Here is a 24062-nt window from a genome sequence, read left to right as displayed (position 1 = left end):
CTTATCAAGGCAGATGCGGATGCCGTTCTCGACATTCTCGCCGCCGAGAAGGGATGGGCGCCTCAGCGTGCCGCCGAGGAGCGCACCCGTTTTTTGACCCTGATGCATGAACGCCACGGCGTTTGCAAAGAAACCCTTTCCGCAAGGGACAAACAAAGGAGTGAAGAATGCGAGACAACCGCAAAGTCCGGATGAACCGGCTGTTCGGCAACGGCCGCTGCCTGGATGTCGCGATCGATCATGGCGTCTGCAACGAGCCATCCTTCCTTGACGGCCTGGAGACAATGCCTGTTGTTGTGAAGGCACTGGTCGATGCGAAGCCCGATGCGATCCAGATGAATTACGGACAGGCCGACCTGCTGCAGGACCTGCCGGGTAAGGACAAGCCTGCGCTCGTGATGCGTCTCGACATGGGCAACCCTTATAACCGCATTCGCCACCGTGACATGTGGGCGGTACTGCAGAACGAGGCCGAACCACTGGTTGGCGCGCTGCAGATGGATGCCGCCTGCGTCGTGGTAAACCTCTTCATGCTGCCTGATGAGCCTGATCTCTTTCGCCAATGCGTCCAGAACATTTCTCGCGTGCGCGCGGATTGCGAAAAATACGGCATGCCTCTGATGATCGAGCCGCTGGTCATGCAGCCTGTGACGGAGCGTGGTGGCTACATGGTCGATGGCGATGCCGACAAGATCGTTACGCTAACCCGCCTTGCTCGGGAGATGGGGGCCGACATCGTCAAGGCTGATCCGACGACGAACGCTGATGATTTCCACCGCGTGGTGGAGGCTGCACGCTGCCCGGTGCTTGTCCGAGGTGGTGGAAAGGAAGACCTTGGAGCAGTATTTGCCAAGTCCGCGGCCTTGATGCGGCAGGGCGCAATGGGCATGGTCTATGGGCGTAACATCTATCAGCACGCCAATCCAATTGCGGTCGTGCGCGGTCTGATGGCGATCATTCACGAGGATGCGAGCGGCGAGGAAGCCTTCGCACTTTACCAGCGGGGATAGCCGCAAGCGTCTGCTTTTCTGACAGAGAAAGGTTGGCGCTCGGCTTTGGTCCAAAATTGCGCATAACTGTCAGAACCTTGGGAGGGGTTCGGAATGGGAAACTATTTACTGGGGCTGGACGCTGGAAATACCGTCATCAAGGCCGTGATTTTCGATCTTGAGGGCAGAGAGGTCGCCTGTGCCGGGCAGGAGGGGCATAGTCGCATGCCGTGCCCGGGCCATGTTGAGCGGGATCTCGGCGAGCTCTGGGAAAATGCGAAACGGGTAATCCGCATCTGCCTTGATAAGGCGGGGATTGACGCCAAGGACATCGCGGCGATCGGTTGCGCTGGCCACGGTAACGGTCTCTATGCGCTTGACCGCGAGGGGCAGCCGCTTCTCGGGATCCAGTCGCTCGATACGCGCGCGACCGGGCTCGTCGAGGAATGGGTGGCGGAAGGGGTTGGCGACCGCGCAGTCCCGATCGCCCGCCAGCGTCCTTGGCCCTCCCAGACGCCAACACTGCTTGTGTGGCTGAAGCGCCATCGGCCGGAGCTGTTCCAGCGAATAGGCACGGTGTTCTTGTCGAAGGATTTCGTTGTCAATCGGCTAACCGGCAGCCGCGTCAGCGAGGTGTCGGACATGTCCGGCGCCGGCCTGCTCGATCTTGCGGCGCGCCGCTATGACAGTACACTGATGGCGGCCTACGGCCTCGCGGACAGCATGCACATGCTGCCGCCTCTGATTGAGAGCGCCGACATCGCCGGACATGTGACGGAGAAGGTCGCAGCAGAGACCGGCCTTGCGGCAGGCACGCCGGTAATCGGCGGTCTGTTCGATGTCGTGGCGTCGGCGCTTGGCTCGGGCGTGTCGCGCACCGGCAGCGCCTCGATCATCGCTGGAACCTGGAGCATCAACCAGGTGATCATCGACGGCCCCGATCTCAAGGCCCCCGTCTTCATGTCCTCGACCTTTGATCGCGGCCGCTACATGGCGATGGAAAACAGTGCTACGTCGGCCGCCAATCTCGAATGGCTGGTGCGAGAGTTCTTCGAAGGAGAGCATGAGGAAGGTGTTTCGCCCTTCGATGCGGCCTGTACGCTTGCAGCCGCGGTCACGCCGGCGACCGATGATCCGCTCTATCACCCATATCTCTATGGCGCACAGCAGGATGGCCATGCGAGGGCCGGCTTTTACGGCATGGCCGGTTGGCATACAAAGGGGCATCTGATCCGGGGGCTCCTGGAAGGCGTCGCCTTCGGTCATCGCCAGCATGTTGAGACGATCCGCAAGGCAGGTGCAACGTTTGAGGAGGCCGTGTTATCCGGCGGCGGTTCGCGCAGCCAACTATGGCCGCAGATTTTCGCGGATATTCTCGGTGTGCCAGTCACCGTCGCAGTGTCGCGAGAAACGGGCGCGTTAGGGGCAGCAATCGCGGCCGGGACAGGTGTCGGCTTGTTTGCCGACTTTACCGAAGGTGCCGCCGCCATGGTTCGCACGGATCGGCACTATCAGCCAGACAGTGCGCTGTCGGCCCATTACGATCGCCGATATCGGCTCTACGAGGATATTGCAAAGGCGATGGCACCGCTGTGGCGACGGCTTTCGGAGGCACAGGGCCTTGCGACAGGAGTTGCAGCGTGACCATGCCCATGAACGAGACGCCAATTGATGAAGGCAGCTACGATTTCATTGTTGTCGGTGCCGGGTCGGCCGGCTGCGTGCTGGCAAACCGCCTCTCCGCTGATCCGAAAAACCGGGTGCTACTGCTCGAGGCGGGTGGAACGGATCGCTATCACTGGATCCATGTGCCTATCGGGTATCTCTATTGCATGGGTAATCCGCGCACCGACTGGATGATGAAGACGGCCGCTGAGAAAGGCCTCAATGGCCGCGTCCTGAATTATCCGCGCGGCAAGGTGCTCGGCGGGTGCTCATCGATCAACGGCATGATCTATATGCGAGGACAGGCGGCTGACTACGACGGTTGGCGACAGGCGGGCAACACGGGCTGGGGCTGGGACGACGTTTTGCCCTATTTCCTGACATCGGAAGACAATTATCGCGGCCGATCGGCGGTGCATGGAGCTGGAGGGGAATGGCGCGTCGAACGCCAGCGTCTGTCCTGGCCTATCCTGGATGCATTTCGCGATGCGGCGGAAGAACTCGGAATCCGCAAGACCGACGACTTTAACGACGGCGACAACGAGGGTTCCGGCTACTTCGAGGTCAACCAGAAAGGTGGTCTGCGCTGGAATACGACAAAGGCGTTCCTGCGCCCGGCAATGAAGAGGAAAAACCTGCGCGTGTTGACGGGTGCTGAGACCCAGCGCCTGCACTTCGATGGCAAGACGGCAAAAGGCGTTTGCTTTCGCTTCAACGGTCGCTCCTGTATCGCGCGCGCATCGCGCGAGGTGATACTATCTGCCGGTGCGATCAACTCGCCAAAGATCCTGGAGCTCTCGGGCGTCGGGCGGCCTAAGCTCCTATCGAGCCTGGGTATCCCCGTCCATCATGAACTTCACGGTGTAGGCGAAAACCTGCAAGACCACTTGCAGATCCGGACGGTGTTCAGGGTCGAGGGCGCAAGGACGCTGAACCAGCTTTACCACAACCTGTTTCATCGAGCCGGGATGGGCTTGCAATATGCGATCAGCCGTTCCGGTCCGCTCTCAATGGCTCCGAGCCAGCTTGGGATTTTTGCCAAAAGTGACCCGTCCGTTGCTACCGCCGATCTAGAGTATCACGTCCAGCCGCTTAGCACCGATCGGCTCGGCGAACCTCTGCATCAATTCCCTGCGGTTACTGTCTCTGTCTGTAACCTCCGGCCGGAAAGCCGCGGAACCGTGCATGTGACGACAAGGGACTTCTCAACCGCCCCCGAAATACGTCCAAACTACTTGTCAACTTTGGGCGACCGGTTGCTCGCGGCCAATTCTATCCGCCATGCGCGCCGCCTGATGGCAACGCAGGCCATATCCCGGTTTAGGCCGCAGGAGGTTTTGCCGGGCAAAGAATTTCAAAACGATGACGAACTTATTGCGCGCGCCGGTGACATAGCCACGACAATCTTTCATCCCGTCGGAACGTGCAGAATGGGAGTTGATCCTATGTCGGTCGTTAATACCGAATTGCGCGTGCACGGGCTTGAGAAGATCCGCGTTGTTGACGCCTCAATCATGCCGACGATTGTGTCCGGCAACACCAATTCGCCCGTAATCATGATTGCCGAGAAGGCAGCGGACATGGCATTGAAGACACGCTAATTGATCGGAGCTTTCGCGCATCGGACTTCGACGGCGCCCGATCGGCGCATGCTGATTCGTGACAACTTGATGGGTGCACGAGCGAGGTTTTAGAGTTGCATGTGGGCGAGGATGTTTGCAATTGCCACTTTCTGTTCGGTGGCTCGGCTAGTCCCGCAAGGCAGTTTTCATCACCTGAGAATCGCCGCGGCCTCAGGAGGTCGGTTGCGGCAATACGCATCTTGAGCAAGATGAGGAGGGCTGCGTCCGGCCTGAGGGCAAGTGCCAGCTAGATATGGACTGCCTGCGTTTTGGGTTGCTGGCCCGCTGGAAAAGTGAACAGTAGACCGGTAACGAGATCGGGCGACGGAGCAAATAACCTAGCGGCTGCTAACGATTGACAATCCTCGCTACCGGAAGGTAGTCAGATTGACATGAGCAAGCTTTCGACGACGTCTGACAAAATCCTAGCTGCCGCGAGCAGCCTAATCTTGAGCGGTGGCTATAATGGCTTTAGCTTTGCCGACATCGCTGAGGTTGTCGGCATTCGCAAGGCAAGCATCTTTCACCATTTTCCAACCAAGGCCGACCTGGTGCGAACGCTGGTGTCACGCTATCGCGAGGATGCACAGGCAGGCGTTGCGGCGCTGGAACTGAACGTCCCGGAGCCACGCCAGATCTTGAAGGTCTACGCGGATCACTGGGCCGAATGCATAGAGGACGCAAGTAGGCCTTTTTGCGTTTGCGCGTTGCTTGCAAGCGAATTGCCCTCACTGCCTCACGAAGTCGCCACCGAAGTCACCGCGTTCTTCCGGTTCCTGTCGATGTGGCTGACATCTGTGATGGAGCGGGGCGCGCAAGACGGAACCTTGAGGCTTACGAGCGCGCCAGATGCCGAGGCTGAGGCCTTCATGGCCTGCGTTCACGGGGCGATGCTATCTGCGCGCGCCTATCGACAGCCGGCCGTGTTCTCGACTGTTCTTGGGCCGACATTGGACCGCCTCTCGAGCACTGCTGTCTGATAAATGGCCGGGCTGGGTTTCGCCCAAAGTAGCACTGCATGTTGCCGGAAGGGTTTTGTGGGAGCCGCGATGCCGTTCGTCATTTGTCGAGCGCGCAAGAGGGCCGCCGTACGTAGAGCGCGAAATGTTATCGGGCGGGTGTTAAGGGATGGAAGATGCAATCAGGGGAGTAACCGTCATTCCCGCTTTCCTGGCTATTGGTTGCATAAAGATGGAACGCCCCAGGAAGTGAGCGGATTTAATTAAAAATCAATGTGTTGAGGTGCCTCTTGCTGCTCCAGGGATCGGTAGGCCGTACGGAAAAGCAAAGCGCGAAATGAGCCGCGCTGGGTCCCGGCAAGCAAAATGACTTTGCTCCTTTTAATGATACGCAATCTGCGAAAGCACAGTCATGAAACGCCCCACCATAAAATCTGTCCTCATTGGCATCTTTGCCCTGCTTGCTGTTCTCTTTGGAGTAACGTCCTTCGTCGCGATCGACGGTATCAACGTGCTTAACACGTCGATGGACAACTATTCGTCCAACATCGCTCCAAGTATCGAGGCTGCCAAGAACATCCAGCTGGCCCGTCTTCAGATGCGCGGCGGTTTCGAGGATCTTTTGCTTTCCGAGACGCCGCAGCAGATTGCTTCTGGCAAGGATGCAGTTCAGCAGAAAGAAGTGGAACTGGATGCGGCGCTACAGACGTATGAGCCGCTGATTTCGTCGGATGCCGAGCGAGCAAGCTATTCGGCGCTTGTACCTCTTGCAAAGCAGTATGTTGGTCTGGGCCATCAGATGATTGATCTTACGGTCGCCGGTAAGCAATCCGACGCGCGTGAGCTATTCATGAATGTCATGTCGCCGCTAGCAGTTCAGATTTCGGCAAAGTCCGACGAACTTATCGTCTTCAATCAGAAAGAAGGTGACGCAGCCGTTCTTGAAGGGGATGTCGCTTATGACAACACCCTGTTCGTGGTCTACAGTGTTTTGGCTGCCACAGCGGCGATTGTTGCCGGATCGGCGTACTTTGCATTGGTCGGCATCGCAAAGCCGGTTCAAACCATTACAACGTCGATGACGGCACTAGCTGGCGGCGACACGCAATCGGCGATTCCTTTCTCGGGTCGCGCGGACGAGATCGGTGCAATGGCCTCTGCCGTTGAAGTGTTTCGACAGGCCGCGGTTGCAAATCGCCGTTTGGAAGCGGAGGCCGAAGCCGCTCGAGCGCAAGCTGAAAGCGACCGTGTGCGTTTGGCTGCTGAGGCTGAAGCAGCAGCACAGGCGCGCCTTAATGAGGCAACCGCGGGTCTGGCAGCAGGCCTTAGGCGCTTGGCTGCCGGAGATCTCGCCTTTGAGCTCACAGATCCGTTCGCTCCGGATTTCGAGGCGTTAAGACATGATTTGAACGGTGCTGTCGCGCAGTTGCGCAACACGCTTCGAACGGTCGCGCACTCTACGACATCGATCGATACCGGTTCCCGCGAGATCAGCCAAAGCGCTGAAGATCTGTCTCGTCGTACCGAACAGCAAGCAGCCTCACTTGAAGAGACAGCGGCCGCGTTGGATCAGATCACGGTCAATGTTTCAAACTCCAGCAAGCGTGCCGATGAAGCGCGCACGATTTCGATTGAAGCCAATCGTAGCGCGGCGCACTCGGGCAGAGTAGTTGCGGACGCCGTAAACGCCATGCAGCGTATCGAAACTTCGTCGACGAAGATCTCAAACATTATCGGTGTCATCGACGAGATTGCTTTCCAGACCAACCTTCTTGCGCTTAACGCAGGCGTTGAAGCTGCCCGGGCTGGGGAAGCGGGCAGGGGCTTTGCTGTTGTTGCGCAAGAAGTTCGCGAGCTTGCTCAAAGATCGGCCACTGCGGCAAAGGAGATCAAGGATCTGATCAGCAATTCGACCTCTGAAGTTGAGAGCGGCGTCAAGCTCGTGCGCGACACCGGAGAGGCCCTTAAGACCATCGAACAGCACATCGTTACGATCAACCGGCATATGGAGGCGATCGCGACATCGGCGCGTGAGCAATCGACGGGCCTGAGCGAAGTGAACAGCGCGGTCAATCAAATGGATCAGGTGACGCAGCAAAACGCTGCGATGGTCGAGCAGACCAATGCTGCAGGATCGACGTTGGCAAACGAGGCAGGTCGCTTGCGAGAGCTTATTTCCCAATTCCATCTGAATGATCGGGCTCCTAAAGCAATGTCAAACGGCAATGCTGTTGAGTTCGAGTATCGGCGCGCAGGCTGACTTTTCTCTATAGCAGCACCGCCCGGCTGATGCTGGGCGGTGCTAAACGCTTGTGGCGGCTATGTGTTGCGGCCGGAGCCGTCGGATGGATCTCCGGAAGATGCATGCGGACTTCTAGCGATACACATCGGTCGATGCTTGCCAACCCGAGGCTTGGGTGGCCTAGCGTGGGTCAAACACTACGCCCGGTCGATTATCGAGCATCCCGAAAAATCTAATTTTTGCCGGGTTGGCGGAGAAATGGGGCCTCGAGGAGCCGGAAAATCCGGATTAAAACATAAGGGCCAACCAACGCGACTGCGAATTCCTTGACCGTTGCTGGCTGCCCGATCCTCAGCATTGATTCTTCCAGCAGGCGTGTTTCTCTTCAACGATAACGCTGCCTGATCTGTTCAAATCTGTCACGCTGAGGTCGGCTTGTTGATGAAGGTGAGGGCAGCCCGCTTCCAGGCGTGAAAGTGTGATGACATCGACACGCGTCATGGCGTCATGGCGTCGTGAGCCTCGGCGCTCAACCTGCAGACTGCCGTCGCCGGCATCGTTAAAAGTGATCATCGCAACACAAAGAAGTGCGGGTCAGTGCAACTACATCTGGACAAGTGTCGCGGCCCATTTGGCTTGCGACTACTCTGCACTCCGAAGCTCGATAAGCCGAGCGCTGGTCTCACACATCAATCCGGTGTGATTATACGCGACAATCACGTCACCTGATCCACCCAGCCCGGCACTAATCAATCTTGACCCGAAGCCCCGGCGTTCTGGTTTGACAACCGCCGGACCTCTGGTTTCTCGCCAGGTTAGGCGCAAGACCTCATGCTCGTACTTCCCCTCCAGGCGCCAAGTGAGGTCTACGCTTCCGCCACCGACCGACAGCGACCCGTGCTTGAGCGCGTTTGTGGTCAGCTCGTGCAGTAAAAGAGCAACGTTCAGCGCAGCCTTTGAACCGATCTCGACATCAGGACCCTCAATGTGGATGCGGCCCGCCACACCGGCGCTCCTCACAGCTGCCAACGCTACATCGCCTAAGAGCGCGGCTTTCCAGTTCGATTGGAGAAGAATGTCGTTTGCGGAACTGAGAGCCGTCAATCGCTGTTGCAGGGTTTGCACCTGTGCCTGATCGCTTAAATCCCGTAAAGTGTGGGAGGTAATGGCCGTGACCATCGCGAACAAGTTCTTGGCGCGATGGCCGAGCTCGTCGGAAAGAAGCTTCTGCAGCACCTGCATTTCACGGAGCTTCGCGACACTCGTCTCAAGCGCCCTTTCGCGCTCACGCAACGCTTCTTCGGCCATTGTTCGCTCAAGCAGATCGGCAGCCTGGCGTGCCAGGATGTCCAGCAGACGGAGGTCGCGTTCCGAGGGCTGGTGTGAATCGCTCCAGTGGGTCGAGATCATGCCCAACAGCGTCCCGTCTCGCGAAACGAGTGGCGTGGTCTGCGCAGATCGAATGCCGGCTCTTCGAAAAGCCAGCAAATCCGACGTCCCTACAATCTCTGGCCAAGTCTCAAAGTCTTCGATAATCGCACGTCGGCCCAACTTCAAAGCCTGGGTACAGCTGCTTAGGGCGGTTGACGGTACCCATTCCCAAAATGCCACGCTTTCCGGCGACAGTCCTCGCGAGGTAAGAAGATGGAGGCCACTGCCGGCACCATCTTCGTTTCTGCGCAGTACCTGCATGGTTCCGAACTGAGAGCGGGTGATGGAGATGGCTGCATCGACAATTTTGCCGTAAAGCGCCAGGCTGTCCTGCTCCGCGATCAAATCAACGCTAATGGCGTGCAGCAGCTCGATGTCGGACGTGTCACCCAGGGGCTCTTTGGAGTGCTTATGACTGGTGACGATGCGAAGGTTGGTCATTAGAGTCCTGATTAGCAATGAGTTCCGCGCACATTTTCCTCCACTGGGGAGTGGCTCACGATCAGGGATCGCGCGCTTTAACGTTGTATTGGAACTTCAGTTCCGACCGAACTGTCAAAAATATCGAGATTGAAGCCTGGCCAGTGCGTTGCAGCGCGGACGGCTCGCAAGAACTGTTATCATTGCAGGCACACGGGTGCCCCTATCGGCGAGACCATACAGATGGAAAATCTTGCGCAAAGCACCGAAGCTCCCGCGAGAAAAAGCTCTTGGTTCAGATCAAGTACCGCACCAATGAGATTTTCAGCCTACAGCTAACGTGCGAGGACGGTAACGACACCGCAGTAACTCATAGCTGTCAGAAGCAGCAGCGACGCAGATGCCGCAAGAATGACGCGTCCGCCTGCACTGGCGACGGTTCGAATATTTACCGACAGTCCCAACGCTGCCATTGCAAGGACTGTCAGAACGCTCGACAAGGTAAGCAAGAACGGAATGATTGTCGCTGGAATTAGCCCCACCGAACGAGCGATCACCACAATGATGAAGCCTATGATGAACCACGGAACGAGACCGCGTTGCGCATGGGTACAGTCACTGCGGTCCTTTTGAAGAATTCCAAGGACGAAGATGACTGGACCCAACATCAAGACGCGCAGCAGCTTGATCAACGTTCCTGTCTGAACGGCTATAAGGCCCGCAGGTGCCGCCGCTGCAAGGACTTGCGGTACGGCGTAGACCGTCAGGCCGGCCAATGCGCCATATTGCGTCACCGACATGCCCGCATAGAAATACACTAGCGGAAGGATGAGGACCGAGGCGACGCCTAGAACCGCGGTAAAGGCAAGCGCAGCCGCAACTTCATCGGAATCCGCTTCGATGACCGGGGCAACAGCGACAATCGCGGAATTGCCGCAGATCGAGTTACCACAAGCAATCAACATAGAAAGTCGGCTCGACAATCCGCAGAAGCGGGCAACGAGGAAGCTGGCGCAGATCGAAATGACAACAATTGCCACGACGCAGACGACCAGCGTCGCACCTGCGCTTCGCAACGTCCCCAAACTCAAGGAGGCCCCCAGGAGGACGATGGCGATCTCGAGCAATGTCTTGGAGCTGAAACTGATGCCCGGCTGCCAAGATGTTTTGCCGGGTAAGGCCGTTCGCGTGATGATCCCAATCACGATCGCAAAGACAAGTGCTTCAAGAAGCCCAACGCCGAACACGGCATGTTCCAAGCGCTCGAACAGATAGGCAGCGGCAGCGACCGCGGTGCAGACAAGCAAGCCGGGAACGATCTGGCGACTGTGTTTGTAGTAATTTTGGAGGGTCATCGGGCACCTGGAATTCTAATGATTGCTGTCAGATTTTTCAGCTAATCGCGTCGACTTCCATCGAATATTCTTCTACATTTCATTCGAAAAAATAGAATGATTTCCCATGACCTTTGAACAGCTTGCAATTTTCGTCGCGGTGGCAGAGCGTGAACATCTGACCAAGGCAGCGGCCTCAGTCAACCTCACACCATCCGCCGTCAGCACGGCGATCAAGAACCTTGAGCACCACTATGGCGTAGAGCTTTTTCACCGCGTCGGCCGCCGCATTGAGCTGACGGAATCTGGGCGAATCTTCCTCGGTGAAGCGAAGTCGTTGCTTTCAAGAGCCCGCGCAGCCGAGCTTGTGCTTAGCGAACTGGGCGGAATGCGGCGCGGAACGTTGAGTGTGTTCGCCAGCCAGACGATTGCCAGTTATTGGCTCCCTTCCCGCCTCATGAGATTCCATGCGTTGCACCCGGGCATCGACCTTACTCTGACAATTGGCAATACGCGTACGGTCGCCGATGCTGTCATTTCCGGCGAGGCTGATGTTGGCTTCGTGGAAGGTGACATCGACGAGCCGGCGCTCGCCGCTTCCGTCGTCGCGCAAGACGAGCTTGTGGTGGTCGTCAGCGCATCTCATCCCTGGGCGCGCGCTAGCGAACTTGCTAGCGAAGAGCTTGTCGCGACACCATGGGTAATGCGCGAAGTCGGCTCGGGCACACGTTCCGTTTTCGAAGACGCGCTGGTTGAGTTGGGTATAAAGGTCGAGGATTTAGCGGTCGCGATGGTGTTACCATCCAATGAGGCAATCTTAGCCGCCCTTGATGACAGCGTGTGCGCGGCTGCCGTCTCCCGTCTCGCCGCTCAACAGCATATAGAGGCCGGCAAGCTGATCGAGGTCGACTTTTGCCGACCGGTCCGGGAGTTCCGACTTCTGAAACACAAGGAACGGCACAGCAGCAAAGCTGCTTCGACACTGATTGAAATGTGCCGGGTCAAGCGAACCTAGTTTCTGCCTATAGCTCAGCCAGCGTCGCAAAGGTCGCGGCAAATGATGCGTCAGCGCGATAAAAGACCGGCGGCGCACCGACAGGAGCGACTATGTTGATTTCTTGTCCACCGGAATACGCTTGGCCACTCCACACATGGATCCAATCCACGCCGCTCGGCAGGTAGAGCGTCCGTTCGCGCTGCTCGGCCTGCCATACAGGCGCGACAAGCAACTCTTTTCCATACAGATAGCTATCCTGGATCGCATAGGTGTTGCGGTCATCCTCATGATGCAGGAAAAGCGGTCGCTGAACCGGCACTCCAGTTTCCTCAGCCGCCGCCGATAGGGTGCGAAGGTAGGGTGCCAAATGCACGTAAAGGCGCGTCATGCGCGCAAAATGCGCCAGCACTTTTGGATCCTGATCGATCTGGACGTTGTCGCGGGGCCGGTTTCCTTCATGCGTGCGCATGACCGGCGTGAACACCGACATTTCTGCCCAACGCATCAGCAGTTCGGGCGTGCGGACGTTTCCGAACAAGCTGGTGTAGCCGCCGATATCGGAGTGATGATAGGCATTGCCGAGTAGCCCTGACGATAGTGCTGCCGAGATAACGGTGACAAGACCATCGTGACGCGAGAAGTCGACCGATTGGTCACCGCCCCACAGCAGTGGGCAATGCGCTTGGACCCCAGTGAAGCCCGCTCGCATGAAGAACAGTGCCTCGCCCGACATGCCACGCGAGGCCACGGCGTTGGCGTTGACCTCAGCCCAAAGGGTTGGCCACGCATTGTGCATCAGCTTAGCGTCGATACCGTTGTCCAAGTTGACATCGATTGGCAGGTATTCGCCGAAGTCGGCCATCCAGCCGGATAGGCCGAAATCAAGCATTTTCTTTCCGATGACTTCCTCGGCGAACCATTCGGCAGCGTCCGGATTTGTAAAATCGACCACACCGCAATCGAACTCGCCGAAATCAACCAGGGCCGTTGCGCCGTCCGCGGTCCGGGCAAAATAGCCTGCACGTTCAGCCTCCGGGAAGAGCGGCCCATCAACGCATAGATAGGGATTTACATAGCCCAGAAAGCGGATCCCGGCGTCATTCAACTCGGCGATCTTCTGCCGCAGGCCCGGATAACGGTCCTCGTTTGCTTGCCAGTCCCAAAACAGTCGCGCCCCAAACGAAGTCTGTCTAAGTCCGACCCAGTCCTCGCACCAGAGACCTGAGACCTGTACGCCCGCGTCGCGCATCGCTTGCAGCCGGGCAAATGAGTTGACGCCATCTTTCAGGCCGATGATTGCACCCTTATACACCCACTCGGGTAACCGCGGTTGGCGACCGAAGCGCTTGGAAAGCTGGCCCACAATCTCGACAAAGCTGGACGCGGCAAAGAGCTCGATCCGCTCGGGAATGGCCCAGGCCTCGATCTCGTGAAAGCTCTTGTGGCGAAAGTCGAAGACCGAATAGGCGGTTGTCTCTACGTGCAGCGCGTAGCGTGCTGACGACACGTAGGTCGGCTGCGGGTAGTTGGTGTTGAAGTAGTCGCCGCCAGCACGATCCTTGATGTTGGATTTGAAGGTAATCTCGCTGGTTTTGTCGCGGCCGACGCCCGGTTCAGACGTCCAGAGTGGAAAGCGCCTGCCGCGCATGTCGAAATAAGACATCTGCTCGCCGCCGCCCCACACATGTTCGCCATGGTCGGCGGCGATCCGCATCCAGAAGCGGTTGATCAGCGGATCGAGTGCCTGGATCTCGATGGCGCCATCAGTGACGGTTAGGACAAGACGTGGCGGCTGGCCAGTGCGTTCTGACAACGCGATCCTGCGGCCATCGATCTCGGCATGCGCCAATCTGCTGCGCTCGATCACGTAGTCTTCGATCTCGAAGTTGCCACGATACATGTCCATTCGCTCTTCGCCGATTCCAACGAAAATTGCAGGTGCGCTGCTCGTATGGTTGAGAATGACGCGCCCGCCGAGCGAGATGATGAAACCCGAAGCTGTCGCTTCGAGTGTCACGCGCTCGCTCATCTTGTCCTCGCATCTCAGTTCATTCGTCGCCGGGCGTTCGAGCGTTAGGTCGGCAAACATATTATCCTGCTGCATTGCTGTGGCGGGCCTCATCCCTTGATGCCCCCCGAGGTCAGTCCCGACACGACACGCTCCTGGAAGATGACAATCAGGATTGCTACCGGAACAATGCCAACGACAAGCGCAGACGATATCACAGGCCAGGGAAAGGCGAACTCGCCCTGATAGAGTTGGATGCCGACTGGGAGGGTGCGTAGCGACGGGTTGGAGTTGAAGGATAATGCCAGCAGGAATTCATCCCAGGCGTTGACGAAGGCCAGGATACCTGCCGTGAAGACCCCCGGTGCGCAAAGTGGGACGACGACTTTGAAAAGGGCGCCGAGACGCGTGCAGCCATCGATCATCGCAGCATTCTCTAGATCGCGCGGGATACCCTCGAAGAACGAGATCAGCATCAGCGTGCAGATCGGCAGAGACAGCACTGTATAGGGCAGGACCAGTGCAACCCACGTGTTAAGGAGATTGAGCGAGCGCATGATCTCGAACAGGGGTACGAGGAGCGTCACCAGCGGAAAAGTGGAGACAGCGACGATCAGCGCCAGGATCAGTCCGCGAAAGCGCAAGTTAAGGCGCGCCAAAGCGTATGCTGCAAGAACCGAGACGAATAAGGTGAGCAGTGTTGAGAGCAGGGCGACCATGAAGCTGTTGAATAGAAAAAGATGCAGCGGCTGATCGGAGAACGCCTGCATATAGTTGGCAAGCGTGGCGTGATGTGGGAGCCAGGTAATGGGCTTCAGCGTCAGCTCGCTTTCCGTCTTCAACGATGTGAACAGGATCCACAGCGCCGGAAAAAGACCGTTGACGAGGAGGACGGCGGCGGCGATGAAGCGCAGCGGCTTTCCGGTCAGGAATGACGCGGGGCTGGGAACGATTACGGCGCTCATGACCTATTCCTTCGTCCTGATAATGCGGAGATAAACGGCGGTGACGGCCATCGACAGTGCGAACATGACGACTGCGAGTGCTGATCCGTAACCGAGGTCGAGGAACGATACAGTGTTCTGGTGGATGTACATCGCAAGCGTCGCGGTCGAGGTGCCAGGACCGCCACCCGTCATCATGAATGGTATGTCGAACGTCTGCAGCGCCGTGATGGTACGGAAAATAAGTGCAACGACGATCGAAGGTTTGAGCAGCGGTAGCGTGATCTCGAAGAACTGCCGGACACGTCCTGCACCGTCGACATCAGCCGCTTCATAAAGAGACCGCGGGATGGTCTGAAGGCCTGCGAGGATCATCAGCGCCATGAAGGAGGACGTCTTCCAAACGATCGTCAGGCAGATGGCGGCAAAGGCCCAATTAGGAGAGTTGAACCAGATGATGCTGCCGAAACCGAGACGGGTGAGAACGTCGTTGACGACACCATACTCGGAGTGGAAAAACCATGCAAAAATAAGGCCGGCAAAGGAAAGCGGCAGCGCCCAGGGGATGAGCAGCGACAACCGTACCGGCCATTGCATGGCAAAGGGCAGGTTGGCGAGAAGCGCAAGGCCGAGGCCGACGAGCAGGGCGCCCGGGACCGTGATGATGGTGATCAGCACCGTATTCCAAAGCGTCTGCCAAAATACCGGGTCGTCGATCATCGCACGGTAATTGTCGATGCCGACGAACTCCGCCGGCAAGCCGGAGGTTAGCGACAGGTTGAAGAAGCTGGTGTAGACCAGACGGCCGACAGGATAGACGATGATCAGCGACAGCAGGATGGCGGCGGGCGCCAACAAAAGAACGGCCAGCGCGCGGTCGCTTAGGTCGAGCCATTTGCTCCACCGCGGCAGTCGCTCTTCTTCTGCGTCAGTGAGCGGCATGATTGATATACTCACGGCGAGCGCTCCTGCTGTTCGTGTCCATGTCCATGTCCATGTCATGTCCCTTTCTCTAGAGAGGGCGGTTGGCGCGACCTGCAACGCTCGAACAAGAGGCATTGCAGATCTGCGCTATGGTGCGAAATGGCGGCCTATCGCAGGATCCGCTTCAAACGCGCCTCGATTTGAGAGGCCCCTTCCTCCGGTGTACTGACGCCTGCCAGCACCGCATTGATGGTAGTGCGGATTGTCTCGCTGACCTCGTTGTAGCGAGGGGTAACAGGGCGGGCCTTGGCTGTTTCGACCACCGGCAGAGCGCTGGCGAACCACGGCGCTGCCTTGGTTACGTCGGCGTCCTTGTAGAGATCAGCATAGGTCGGAAGCAGCGCACCGTTAACCGCCATGAACTTCGAGACGTCCGGGCTCGACAGGAACTCGACAAGCTTCTTTGCTTCCTCCTGGTGCGTCGAGTAGGCAGACACGCCGAACTCCCATCCGCCCAGGCAGCTTGTCTGCTCGCCGCCTGTCACTGACGGAAGCGTTGCAACATCGACCTTGCCGACGACGGCCGAATCCTTGCCCTGGAAGCTGGACCAGCCATAGGACCAGTTGATCGCAAACACGACGTTGCCAGCCTGGAACTCCTTGCGAGTGTCATCTGTTGCCACCTCGGAAATGTTTTTCTTGGCGACACCGTCGTCAACGAAGCTCTTCCACAGCGCCAGAGACTTGACCGCAGCATCGTGATCGAATGTCAGCTTGCCGTTCTCGACGAGTGTCTTGCCCTGGCTCCAGTAAGGCAACAGGAAGGTGCAGACCGCACCCTCGATCGCCTTGCCCTGGAAAGAGAGCCCCTGGAGGTCCGGGCGCCCTTCACCCTGGGTGATCTTCTTGACCGCAGCAGTCAACTCATCCCACGTCTTGGGTGGCTGGATGCCATATTTGTCGAGAAGATCCTTGCGATAGTAGAGGAACATCGCATCGGCGAATGCCGGGACAGCGACAACCTTGCTGTCGACTGTATTTGCTTCCGTGTAGGTCGGCAGGAACTTTGACATATCTTTGTCGGAGAAGTCGCTGGTCCAACCTGCCTTGGCATATTGAGCCGGTCTGATGACATCAAGCATCAGAACATCGAGATTGGTGTCCTTGGCCGACATGACGGTGTTCAGGTATTGCGCCTGAGCCTCCGACGTATTGCCGCCAGCCTCGATCGTGACCTTCACACCCGGTGTCTTTGCCTCGTACTGGTCGAAAACCTTGCGCCATACGTCAGGATGGTGCTGGCTAGACACGAAGATTTTCAGTTCCGTATTGGCGAAAGCCGGAACGGTCGAGCCCAGAATGCTGGCGCAAAGCGCCAAGCCGATAAATGGCCTGCTGATCATTTTTTCCTCCCAGTGATCGTTAGCGCGGACCTCAAGCCTCCGCCGCGCAAAGAGCTTCAGGCGATCGCGCGCTGCGTTGCGGCGTCAAACAGATGAACTTTTGAGGGGTCGATGCCGATCCTGATCTCTTCGCCGGCATGCGTGCGCACATCAGGCGGCATGCGTGCGGTCAAAACGTCGCCTCCCAACTGGAAATGCACCAGCGTGTCGGAGCCGAGTGGCTCAACGACCTGGACCTTTACGGCCAACTGTACCTCGGATGCGGCGATCGGCGTGAAATGCTCCGGTCGTATGCCAACGATCACTTCCCGGCCCTCGCTTAGCGCAGCCTGACCTGAACGGATTGCAGCGCATGGCAGCGAATTGCCGTCGGCGAAGAAGAGCCGATCGCCCTTGATCCTGGCGTTTGAGAAATTCATGGCCGGAGAACCGACGAAGCCGCCAACGAATACGCTATTGGGCTTGTTATACACCTCGTCGGGCGTGCCGACCTGTTCGATATCGCCGCCGCGGAGGATGACGATACGGTCGGCCAGCGTCATCGCCTCGACCTGGTCATGGGTGACATAGATAATCGTCGTGCCGATCTGCTGATGCAGGCGCTTGATCTCGGTGCGCACCTGCCCGCGAAGTTTGGCGTCAAGGTTCGAGAGCGGCTCGTCGAATAAGAACACCTGCGGTCGGCGCACGATCGCGCGGCCCATGGCGACACGCTGACGCTGACCGCCGGACAATTGCCCCGGCCGGCGATCAAGCAGATGAGAAATGCCTAGGATCTCTGCGGCGTCGTTGATGCGCCGGTTGGAATCAGCAATGTTCGTGCCGCGGACCTTCAGGCTGAAGCCCATGTTCTCACGCACGGTCTTATGCGGATAAAGCGCATAATCCTGGAAGACCATCGCAATGTCGCGTTCGCGCGGCGGGAGCGCGTTGACGACCCGATCTCCGATACGGATTTCTCCGCCGGAGATAGTTTCCAGACCGGCCACCATACGCAGTGTCGTCGACTTTCCGCAGCCGGAAGGACCAACGAAGACGACAAACTCACCGTCTGCGATCTCCAGATCGATACCCTTGACGATGCGCAGCGCACCATAACTTTTGTCAAGCTTCTTCAGACTTACAGACGCCATGCGCTCCTCCTCAAACCTTGATCGAAATCAAACCAAGGTCTCCTCTTGGTAGCGATCATACCGACCGCGATAAGGAAATCAATAGTGTATCAATTTTATTTATGTCGGTTAAAATACACGCTAACATATTGAAATATAACACAACTGACGATTCAGGTGAAAATTGGCTTTCGTCAGTTTTTCACAAGCGCCCTGCTGAGATGGTGTTGCTCGACCTTATCGCAGCCGGCTAACGTAACGTGCTAGCGCATGATCATACCACGTATGCGACAGCTCGGCCGTGACGCCGTCCTGCGCCTGACTTGAGCGGACGACATGAGGCACCGGACTACCCGGCCTTTGCCCAAACGCCTCAGGGGCCCAATCCGGAACGAGACTCAACCCGACCTGATCCTCAGCGCGCGCGATCCAGAGTCCGAGCCTCGTCCTGTAATAAAGGTAGAGAGACTCTGACAAGTCTTCCGCGGTGACCGTTTCCACATAGGATCCGTCGAGCCATATCTCTTCCACCGCCACGACCTTACCGGACAGCCGGCGCAAGCGTCGGATCCGATGGCCCTCTCTGGAAGCCCCGAAGGTGGGCAGATACCCTGGCTTTTCCAGTCGGCATACGTCCAGAACTTCCGCGGTTGGAAGCCCACCACCATCGACAAGCTCGAGCCGGAACATGGCGTAAACGCTTTTAGGATCGCTGATCGCTCTAATGTAGTTGCCCGAGCCTTGTACGCGCTCAAGAAGGCCGCGGCTTTGCAGTTCCGCAAGAGTTTTGCGCAGCGTTCCGACAGCGATGCCAAGGTTGGCAGCCATCTCGCGCTCGGGCGCAAGCTTCTCGCCATCGATCAATCGTCCTGCCGCGATATCGCGAACCAGAAGCTCGGCGATCTGGAGATACATAGGCAGGCTACCGCGGGCGTTCTTCATTTGCAGGCCATCCTTGGGCACGAGACAAAAAATTGATACACCATTGATTTACTAAAAACCTGATGATATTCAAGTCCCATTCGGCAGGTGAGGAGGAATTTTATGACCGTTGTACCGATAACATCAGGCGATCTCGATGCCGCCGAAGTATCATGGTTTTCTGCGTTGTGCTCCGATGACTACGCCTATCTTGGCGTTCCGGACGACAATCTGCGCTCGAGCTGGGCGCACTGCTCGTCAATCGTGCAGAAGACCGAAGCGCTCGGCTTCCGCAACATCTTATGCCCCTCATCCTACCAGGTTGGTCAGGATACACTCAGCTTCGTTGCTGGCTGCGCACCGATCACGCAGAAGATAAACTTCCTCGCTGCGATCCGCTGTGGCGAAATGCAACCGATCATGCTGGCCAGAACTGTCGCTACGCTGGACCATATGCTCAAGGGTCGTCTGACGCTGAACGTCATCAGCTCCGATTTTCCTGGCGAGGTCGCCGACAGCGCTTACCGCTACCGCCGTAGCCACGAGGTTGTTGAAATCCTGCGCCAGGCGTGGACGCGCGAAACGATCGACCACGATGGAGAGGTTTACCAGTTCAAGGGCGTCTCCACCGAACCGGCGAGACCATATCAACAGAACGGCGGTCCGCTGCTTTACTTCGGTGGGTATTCTCCCGACGCCCTGGAATTGTGCGGTGCCCAGTGTGACGTCTATCTGATGTGGCCCGAGGTCAAGGAACAGCTTGCCGAGCGCATGCGTGCCGTGCATGCCCGTGCAGAAGCCCATGGCCGCACGCTCGATTATGGCCTGCGCATTCACATGATCGTGCGTGACACGGAAGTGGAAGCCCGCGAATATGCCGAGCATCTGGTGTCAAAGCTCGATGACGAGTATGGTCAACTGATCCGAAACCGCGCTCATGATAGCATCTCACTCGGTGTCTCGCACCAGGCGAGGGCACGCGAACTTGCCGACAAGTTCGGTTATGTAGAGCCGAATATCTGGACCGGCGTCGGCCGCGCGCGATCGGGCTGCGGCGCGGCTCTGGTTGGATCCACCGATCAGGTCCTGACCGCACTCGAAAGCTACCAGAAGATGGGTATCCGTGCCTTCATCCTCTCCGGCTACCCGCATCTTGATGAGGCCGAGCATTTCGGCACGAAGGTCCTGCCGCAGATGAAGACCTGCTCTCTGCCGGAAGTACGAGGCAGGGTTCCTGCCGAGACCCCAGCCACTCCCCTTGGAAATGGAAAGCGCCACTAATGGAACGCATCGAACTCAACGCAGACGTATCGCTGAGCCGGCTCGTCTATGGAATGTGGCGCATTGGCGACGACGCGGACACCTCGCCGGCGCATGTACAGGCAAAGATCGAGGCGTGCCTCGAGCAGGGTATAACCACTATTGATCAGGCCGACATTTACGGCGGCTACACCGCTGAAGCTATTCTTGGGCGCGCGCTTCGGGCCGCCAACGGCCTGCGGGACAAGCTGGAGATCGTTACCAAATGCGGCATTGTGGCGCCCGCTGGTCGGCATGCGGCCTCACGCGTCAAGCACTACGATACGAGCGCCGGCCATATCAACGCCTCGGTCGAGGCATCGCTGCGAGACATGGCGACAGACCGGATCGATCTTCTCCTCATTCATCGCCCAGACCCATTCATGGATGCATGCGAAACCGGCGGGGCCCTTGATGCTCTTGTGAAGTCGGGCAAGGTGAAAGCGGTCGGCGTCTCCAACTTCCGCCCCTGGGATTTCGCGCTGCTGCAATCGGCTATGAGCACGCCGCTTTCGACCAACCAGATCGAACTCAGCCTCTCTGCCACGGATGCTTTCACAAACGGCGATCTCGCTTTTTTGCAGGAACGCAAGCGGCCTATCATGGCCTGGTCGCCGCTGGGTGGCGGCTCTCTCTTGACCCGGGGTGGAGTGCTCGCCACCGCACTTGCCAAGATCGCGGGCGAACAGGATGTCGACGTTGCTGCTGTTGCGGTCGCCTGGCTGTTGGCGCATCCGGCTGCAATCATACCGGTGTTGGGGACCAACAACCTGCAACGGATCGCCGCCATCTCTGACGCGAACAAAGTCTCAATCGATCGCCAGACCTGGTTCGAGCTCTATTCACTTGCCATTGGACATGAGGTGCCGTGATGACAATTGCCGGAACTGCAAGATCATTCGAAGAGCATGTGTTCATACCTGATGCAGAAACCACGCGTAGCTATCGCAACGCGCTCGGCGCTTTCCCAACGGGTGTAACCGTGGTGACGGCTCAAACCGATGCCGGTCCAATTGGCATGACGGTGAACAGCTTCGCATCCGTCTCACTCGACCCACCGCTAGTGCTCTGGTCACCAGCCAAGAGTTCATCCCGCCACGCACTCTTTACTTCCGCAGGACATTTTACAATTCACGTGCTGAGCGCAGAGCAGACAGCCCTTAGCAGCCGTTTTACCCGCGGTGGCCAGGGCTTTGCTGATCTCGGGTGGGAGCGCAATGTCGAAGGTGCTCCCATCATCCCAGGTACGCTTGCCCGGTTCGAATGCGAACAGCAATCCGTCTACGATGCTGGCGATCATTCGTTGGTGATTGGCCGGGTATTGCGTGTCGGACTAAGGGACGGCGACCCTCTTTGCTTTGCACGTGGAGGATTTGGCCGGTTTGAGAGCCACAGTTAGTACCTCCAACGATATTTTGTATGCCCTGCAGGGAAGCGCGAAGGGGACTGCCACTTTCAGCTGGAGTTGCCTTGCGACGGTCCGAATTCTTGTAGCACCCAGCCTAGAATTATTCTGGGGGGCAGAGGAGCAGCGACCAGAGTGAAGCCTTTCGGCTTCTCCATGAGAAACGCCCGAACGTGTGGCAAACGCCTGATGTGATCAATACGATCCGAGCCATACAGCCTCCATTTCGGTCGGCCGTCCCGGATTTTCTTCGACGCAACTCGTCCAACGCCAAGCGTAGGTGCGATGGAGAGAGCGGGATGTCAACCGCAGTTCGGGTGCCCGCGCGATCGACCGGTTTGGCTTGTTCCTCTCCGCTTGTTTCTCGACGTGCGCGGTGATGGCGTCTACCACACGACCTGAATCACTATGCTTACGAGAAAAGCGATCAGTACGAGTGAGGCTATCCACATAACAGTCCGGTTGGCCTCGGCGAGCACCCGTGGCTTGGGGCCACGTTTAGGATTGAATTTGCGGCGACGCTTCTGCAGTCCACTCACATTTGATGATTTGCTTCCTGCTACCATGGGATCCGTCTTGTTCGAGATTGTACATTCCTCAGCATTAATCTACGCTCTTTCGGCGTACGCGCGAAGACTTCTTAATTGGCAGACGAAGCGGCTCCCTGCTGCGGCGAGCAGTCGGCATTCTTCATCTGCAGGCTCTACCTGTTAGCGCTTCTCGCTCAAGGTGACACTGATGATTGAGGCCGTGCGGAGCGGAATGTGCTGAAACTAATTTCTCACGGCGGCAAGACGGCACAGATCGGCACGACTGCCGAGGGTATGCCTGAAAGCGTGATATGGGTCGACTTGCTGAACCCCACAAATGAGGAAGTCACCTGGACGGAAGAAAACTGTGGCGTTCGCGTGCCATCGCGAGACGACCTCAGCGAAATCGAATTGTCGAGTAGGTTGGCTAGGGAGGGGAATTCAATCTATCTGAGCTCGCCCGTGATTGGAAAAGCAACGATCGAGCACGCTGATATGACACCGGCCGGATTCATTGTCGCCCCTCAAGTTCTCGTTACTGTTCGCTTCGAGGCCCTGCCAACATTTGACATCGTGGCCGAGCGCCTCAAGCATGACAAAACACTGAATACCGGAATGGCCGTGTTTGTCGCATTGATGGAAGCGGCAGTGGACCGCGGAGCCGACGTCCTGGAACATCTTGCCGCTGCGGTCGACGAAGTCTCCAGGGCGGTGTTCCGCGGTAATTTGAGGGGGTCGGCATCTTCCCGCACCTCGGATTTCACGCTAAGACACGCCCTTTCCAAACTCGGCAGCTTGGCGGATCGGTCCTCGAAAGCACGCGATGTACTATTGGGTATCGGGAGGATGGCCACTTTTACGTTGGACATGTGCCGCGATCAGCTTCCGGATGGTTTCCACGATCAGCTTCATGCCGTTTCCAAGGACATTTCCTCGCTCAGCGACTATGAAAGCCATCTTTCTGACAAGGCGCAATTTCTTCTGGACGCTGTTCTCGGGTTCATCACGATCGAGCAGAACGATATTTTCAAAGTCCTTACCATCGCCTCGGTGGTTGGTGTGCCGCCAACTCTATTGGCTGGGATCTGGGGAATGAACTTCAAGTTTATGCCGGAACTGAGCTGGACATTCGGCTACCCGTTGGCTTGGGTGGTGATCATAGCAAGTGGGGTCGTTCCACTGATCTGGTTCTGGAAAAGAGGCTGGTTTTGAGCTCCCAAGCCCATTTGATGCAGGTGTCCAACTGTACCATATGTCGCTTGCTTCGAAGTCACAGTGGTGCCAGTCCCTTTGGCAGACGCAACGTCATGTACCGTGGGTCGTCGGTCGTCGCGCGAGTCATTGCCTTCGACGGCGGAACGTTCCGATAGGTCCGTGCAGGTGGCACGTTGATGAGGTCGACCGGAGGTCTCCTCAAAAGCTCGCCGCGCATGCCCCCAGTCTCCCAATAGTTATGCTAAATACGCTCGTTCGCTGCATCAAGCCTTCCTAGTTTGTCCTGCGCGAAGGCGTCAACAAGGCTATACGGCATGTTTTCACTAAACATCAGCTGCACCAGGGCCGCTGCTGTCGGGCTTCGCAAGAAAAGCTCTGTCTCGTATTTGTGAAGGGCTGCTTCTATATCGCCTGAATTTCCGGCGATGGCTTTGCCTAGCTCGGCGCCATCGAACATTGCAAGATTGGCGCCCTCTCCTGATGGCATGGCGGAAGGATGGTCGCGCCTCGACGCCGCGTCCTTCCCGTTCACGAGGGCTATTTCCCGTGAGCTATCGCCGCAGGATGTTCCTTACCGGTGTCGATCTCATCCTCGCTGGCATTAAGCAGGGTTCGCAGAACCCGATGCCTTCGCCGAACTCA

The 24062-nt window shown here is 57.6% G+C and carries 19 protein-coding genes and 1 pseudogene; 11 read left to right on the top strand and 9 right to left on the bottom strand.

The window, feature by feature from the left end; translation table 11 throughout:
- From B3605_RS20430 to B3605_RS20405, 6 genes and pseudogenes are all read left to right on the top strand, one after another.
- Positions 1–195: pseudogene (locus B3605_RS20430) on the top strand (glycerol-3-phosphate dehydrogenase); the annotation flags it as partial.
- On the top strand, positions 168–1010 hold the full coding sequence (locus B3605_RS20425) for a class I fructose-bisphosphate aldolase (protein WP_112943166.1): 843 nt from the start codon (positions 168–170) through the stop codon (positions 1008–1010). The pseudogene B3605_RS20430 and the gene B3605_RS20425, both read left to right, overlap by 28 nt.
- Before the next feature lie 93 nt (positions 1011–1103).
- On the top strand, positions 1104–2633 hold the full coding sequence (locus tag B3605_RS20420; protein WP_113009614.1) for an FGGY-family carbohydrate kinase: 1530 nt from the start codon (positions 1104–1106) through the stop codon (positions 2631–2633).
- A 2-nt stretch (positions 2634–2635) separates the two neighbouring features.
- Positions 2636–4255, top strand: coding sequence for a GMC family oxidoreductase (locus B3605_RS20415; RefSeq protein ID WP_113009613.1), 1620 nt, complete (start codon positions 2636–2638; stop codon positions 4253–4255).
- A gap of 413 nt (positions 4256–4668) precedes the next feature.
- Positions 4669–5256 (top strand): TetR/AcrR family transcriptional regulator, encoded by a 588-nt coding sequence (locus tag B3605_RS20410; RefSeq protein ID WP_112943163.1) that lies wholly within the window; start codon positions 4669–4671, stop codon positions 5254–5256.
- Between the two features lie 391 nt (positions 5257–5647).
- The gene (locus B3605_RS20405; RefSeq protein ID WP_112943162.1) at positions 5648–7495 is read left to right on the top strand and encodes a methyl-accepting chemotaxis protein; all 1848 of its coding nucleotides are present in this window, start codon (positions 5648–5650) and stop codon (positions 7493–7495) included.
- Positions 7496–8119: 624 nt separating this feature from the next.
- On the opposite strand, the gene B3605_RS20400 is transcribed toward B3605_RS20405, so the two are convergent.
- Entirely contained in the window at positions 8120–9349 is a 1230-nt protein-coding gene (locus B3605_RS20400; protein ID WP_113168572.1) for a sensor histidine kinase, read from the bottom strand.
- A gap of 314 nt (positions 9350–9663) precedes the next feature.
- On the bottom strand, positions 9664–10683 hold the full coding sequence (locus tag B3605_RS20395; protein ID WP_112973347.1) for a YeiH family protein: 1020 nt from the start codon (positions 10681–10683) through the stop codon (positions 9664–9666).
- Between the two features lie 106 nt (positions 10684–10789).
- On the opposite strand from B3605_RS20395, the gene B3605_RS20390 reads away from it, so the two are divergent.
- A complete protein-coding gene (locus B3605_RS20390) occupies positions 10790–11677 on the top strand; it encodes a LysR substrate-binding domain-containing protein (protein WP_112943160.1) in 888 nt (295 codons plus the stop codon).
- 7 nt (positions 11678–11684) lie between these two features.
- On the opposite strand, the gene B3605_RS20385 is transcribed toward B3605_RS20390, so the two are convergent.
- From B3605_RS20385 to B3605_RS20360, 6 genes are all read right to left on the bottom strand, one after another.
- Positions 11685–13688, bottom strand: a complete 2004-nt coding sequence (locus B3605_RS20385) for an alpha-glucosidase (RefSeq protein ID WP_113009665.1) — start codon at positions 13686–13688, stop codon at positions 11685–11687.
- Between the two features lie 89 nt (positions 13689–13777).
- Positions 13778–14632 carry a carbohydrate ABC transporter permease gene (locus B3605_RS20380; RefSeq protein ID WP_112943159.1) on the bottom strand — a complete coding sequence of 285 codons (855 nt, stop codon included), beginning with the start codon at positions 14630–14632 and terminating at the stop codon, positions 13778–13780.
- 3 nt (positions 14633–14635) lie between these two features.
- Positions 14636–15553 (bottom strand): carbohydrate ABC transporter permease, encoded by a 918-nt coding sequence (locus tag B3605_RS20375; protein ID WP_113009612.1) that lies wholly within the window; start codon positions 15551–15553, stop codon positions 14636–14638.
- Positions 15554–15702: 149 nt separating this feature from the next.
- Positions 15703–16938, bottom strand: coding sequence for an ABC transporter substrate-binding protein (locus B3605_RS20370; RefSeq protein ID WP_112943157.1), 1236 nt, complete (start codon positions 16936–16938; stop codon positions 15703–15705).
- A gap of 56 nt (positions 16939–16994) precedes the next feature.
- Entirely contained in the window at positions 16995–18071 is a 1077-nt protein-coding gene (locus B3605_RS20365; RefSeq protein ID WP_112973345.1) for an ABC transporter ATP-binding protein, read from the bottom strand.
- 216 nt (positions 18072–18287) lie between these two features.
- Positions 18288–18992, bottom strand: a complete 705-nt coding sequence (locus B3605_RS20360; RefSeq protein ID WP_112943155.1) for a GntR family transcriptional regulator — start codon at positions 18990–18992, stop codon at positions 18288–18290.
- Between the two features lie 102 nt (positions 18993–19094).
- On the opposite strand from B3605_RS20360, the gene B3605_RS20355 reads away from it, so the two are divergent.
- The 4 genes from B3605_RS20355 to B3605_RS20340 all read left to right on the top strand — a co-directional run bounded on the left by B3605_RS20355 (position 19095) and on the right by B3605_RS20340 (position 23417).
- The gene (locus B3605_RS20355; protein WP_112943154.1) at positions 19095–20252 is read left to right on the top strand and encodes an LLM class flavin-dependent oxidoreductase; all 1158 of its coding nucleotides are present in this window, start codon (positions 19095–19097) and stop codon (positions 20250–20252) included.
- The gene (locus B3605_RS20350) at positions 20252–21142 is read left to right on the top strand and encodes an aldo/keto reductase (RefSeq protein WP_112943153.1); all 891 of its coding nucleotides are present in this window, start codon (positions 20252–20254) and stop codon (positions 21140–21142) included. Before B3605_RS20355 ends, B3605_RS20350 begins: the two co-directional genes overlap by 1 nt.
- Complete coding sequence (locus B3605_RS20345; protein WP_112943152.1) at positions 21142–21669, top strand: flavin reductase family protein; 528 nt, start codon at positions 21142–21144, stop codon at positions 21667–21669. Before B3605_RS20350 ends, B3605_RS20345 begins: the two co-directional genes overlap by 1 nt.
- Positions 21670–22439: 770 nt before the next feature.
- Positions 22440–23417 (top strand): magnesium transporter CorA family protein, encoded by a 978-nt coding sequence (locus B3605_RS20340; protein ID WP_296435788.1) that lies wholly within the window; start codon positions 22440–22442, stop codon positions 23415–23417.
- Between the two features lie 244 nt (positions 23418–23661).
- On the opposite strand, the gene B3605_RS20335 is transcribed toward B3605_RS20340, so the two are convergent.
- Positions 23662–23952, bottom strand: a complete 291-nt coding sequence (locus B3605_RS20335; RefSeq protein WP_210297348.1) for a hypothetical protein — start codon at positions 23950–23952, stop codon at positions 23662–23664.
- Between the last annotated feature and the right edge of the window lie 110 nt (positions 23953–24062).

Source organism: Rhizobium sp. UBA1881 (assembly GCF_002338015.1).
Lineage (GTDB): Bacteria > Pseudomonadota > Alphaproteobacteria > Rhizobiales > Rhizobiaceae > Rhizobium.
This window is presented reverse-complemented; position numbering and strand designations above follow the sequence as displayed.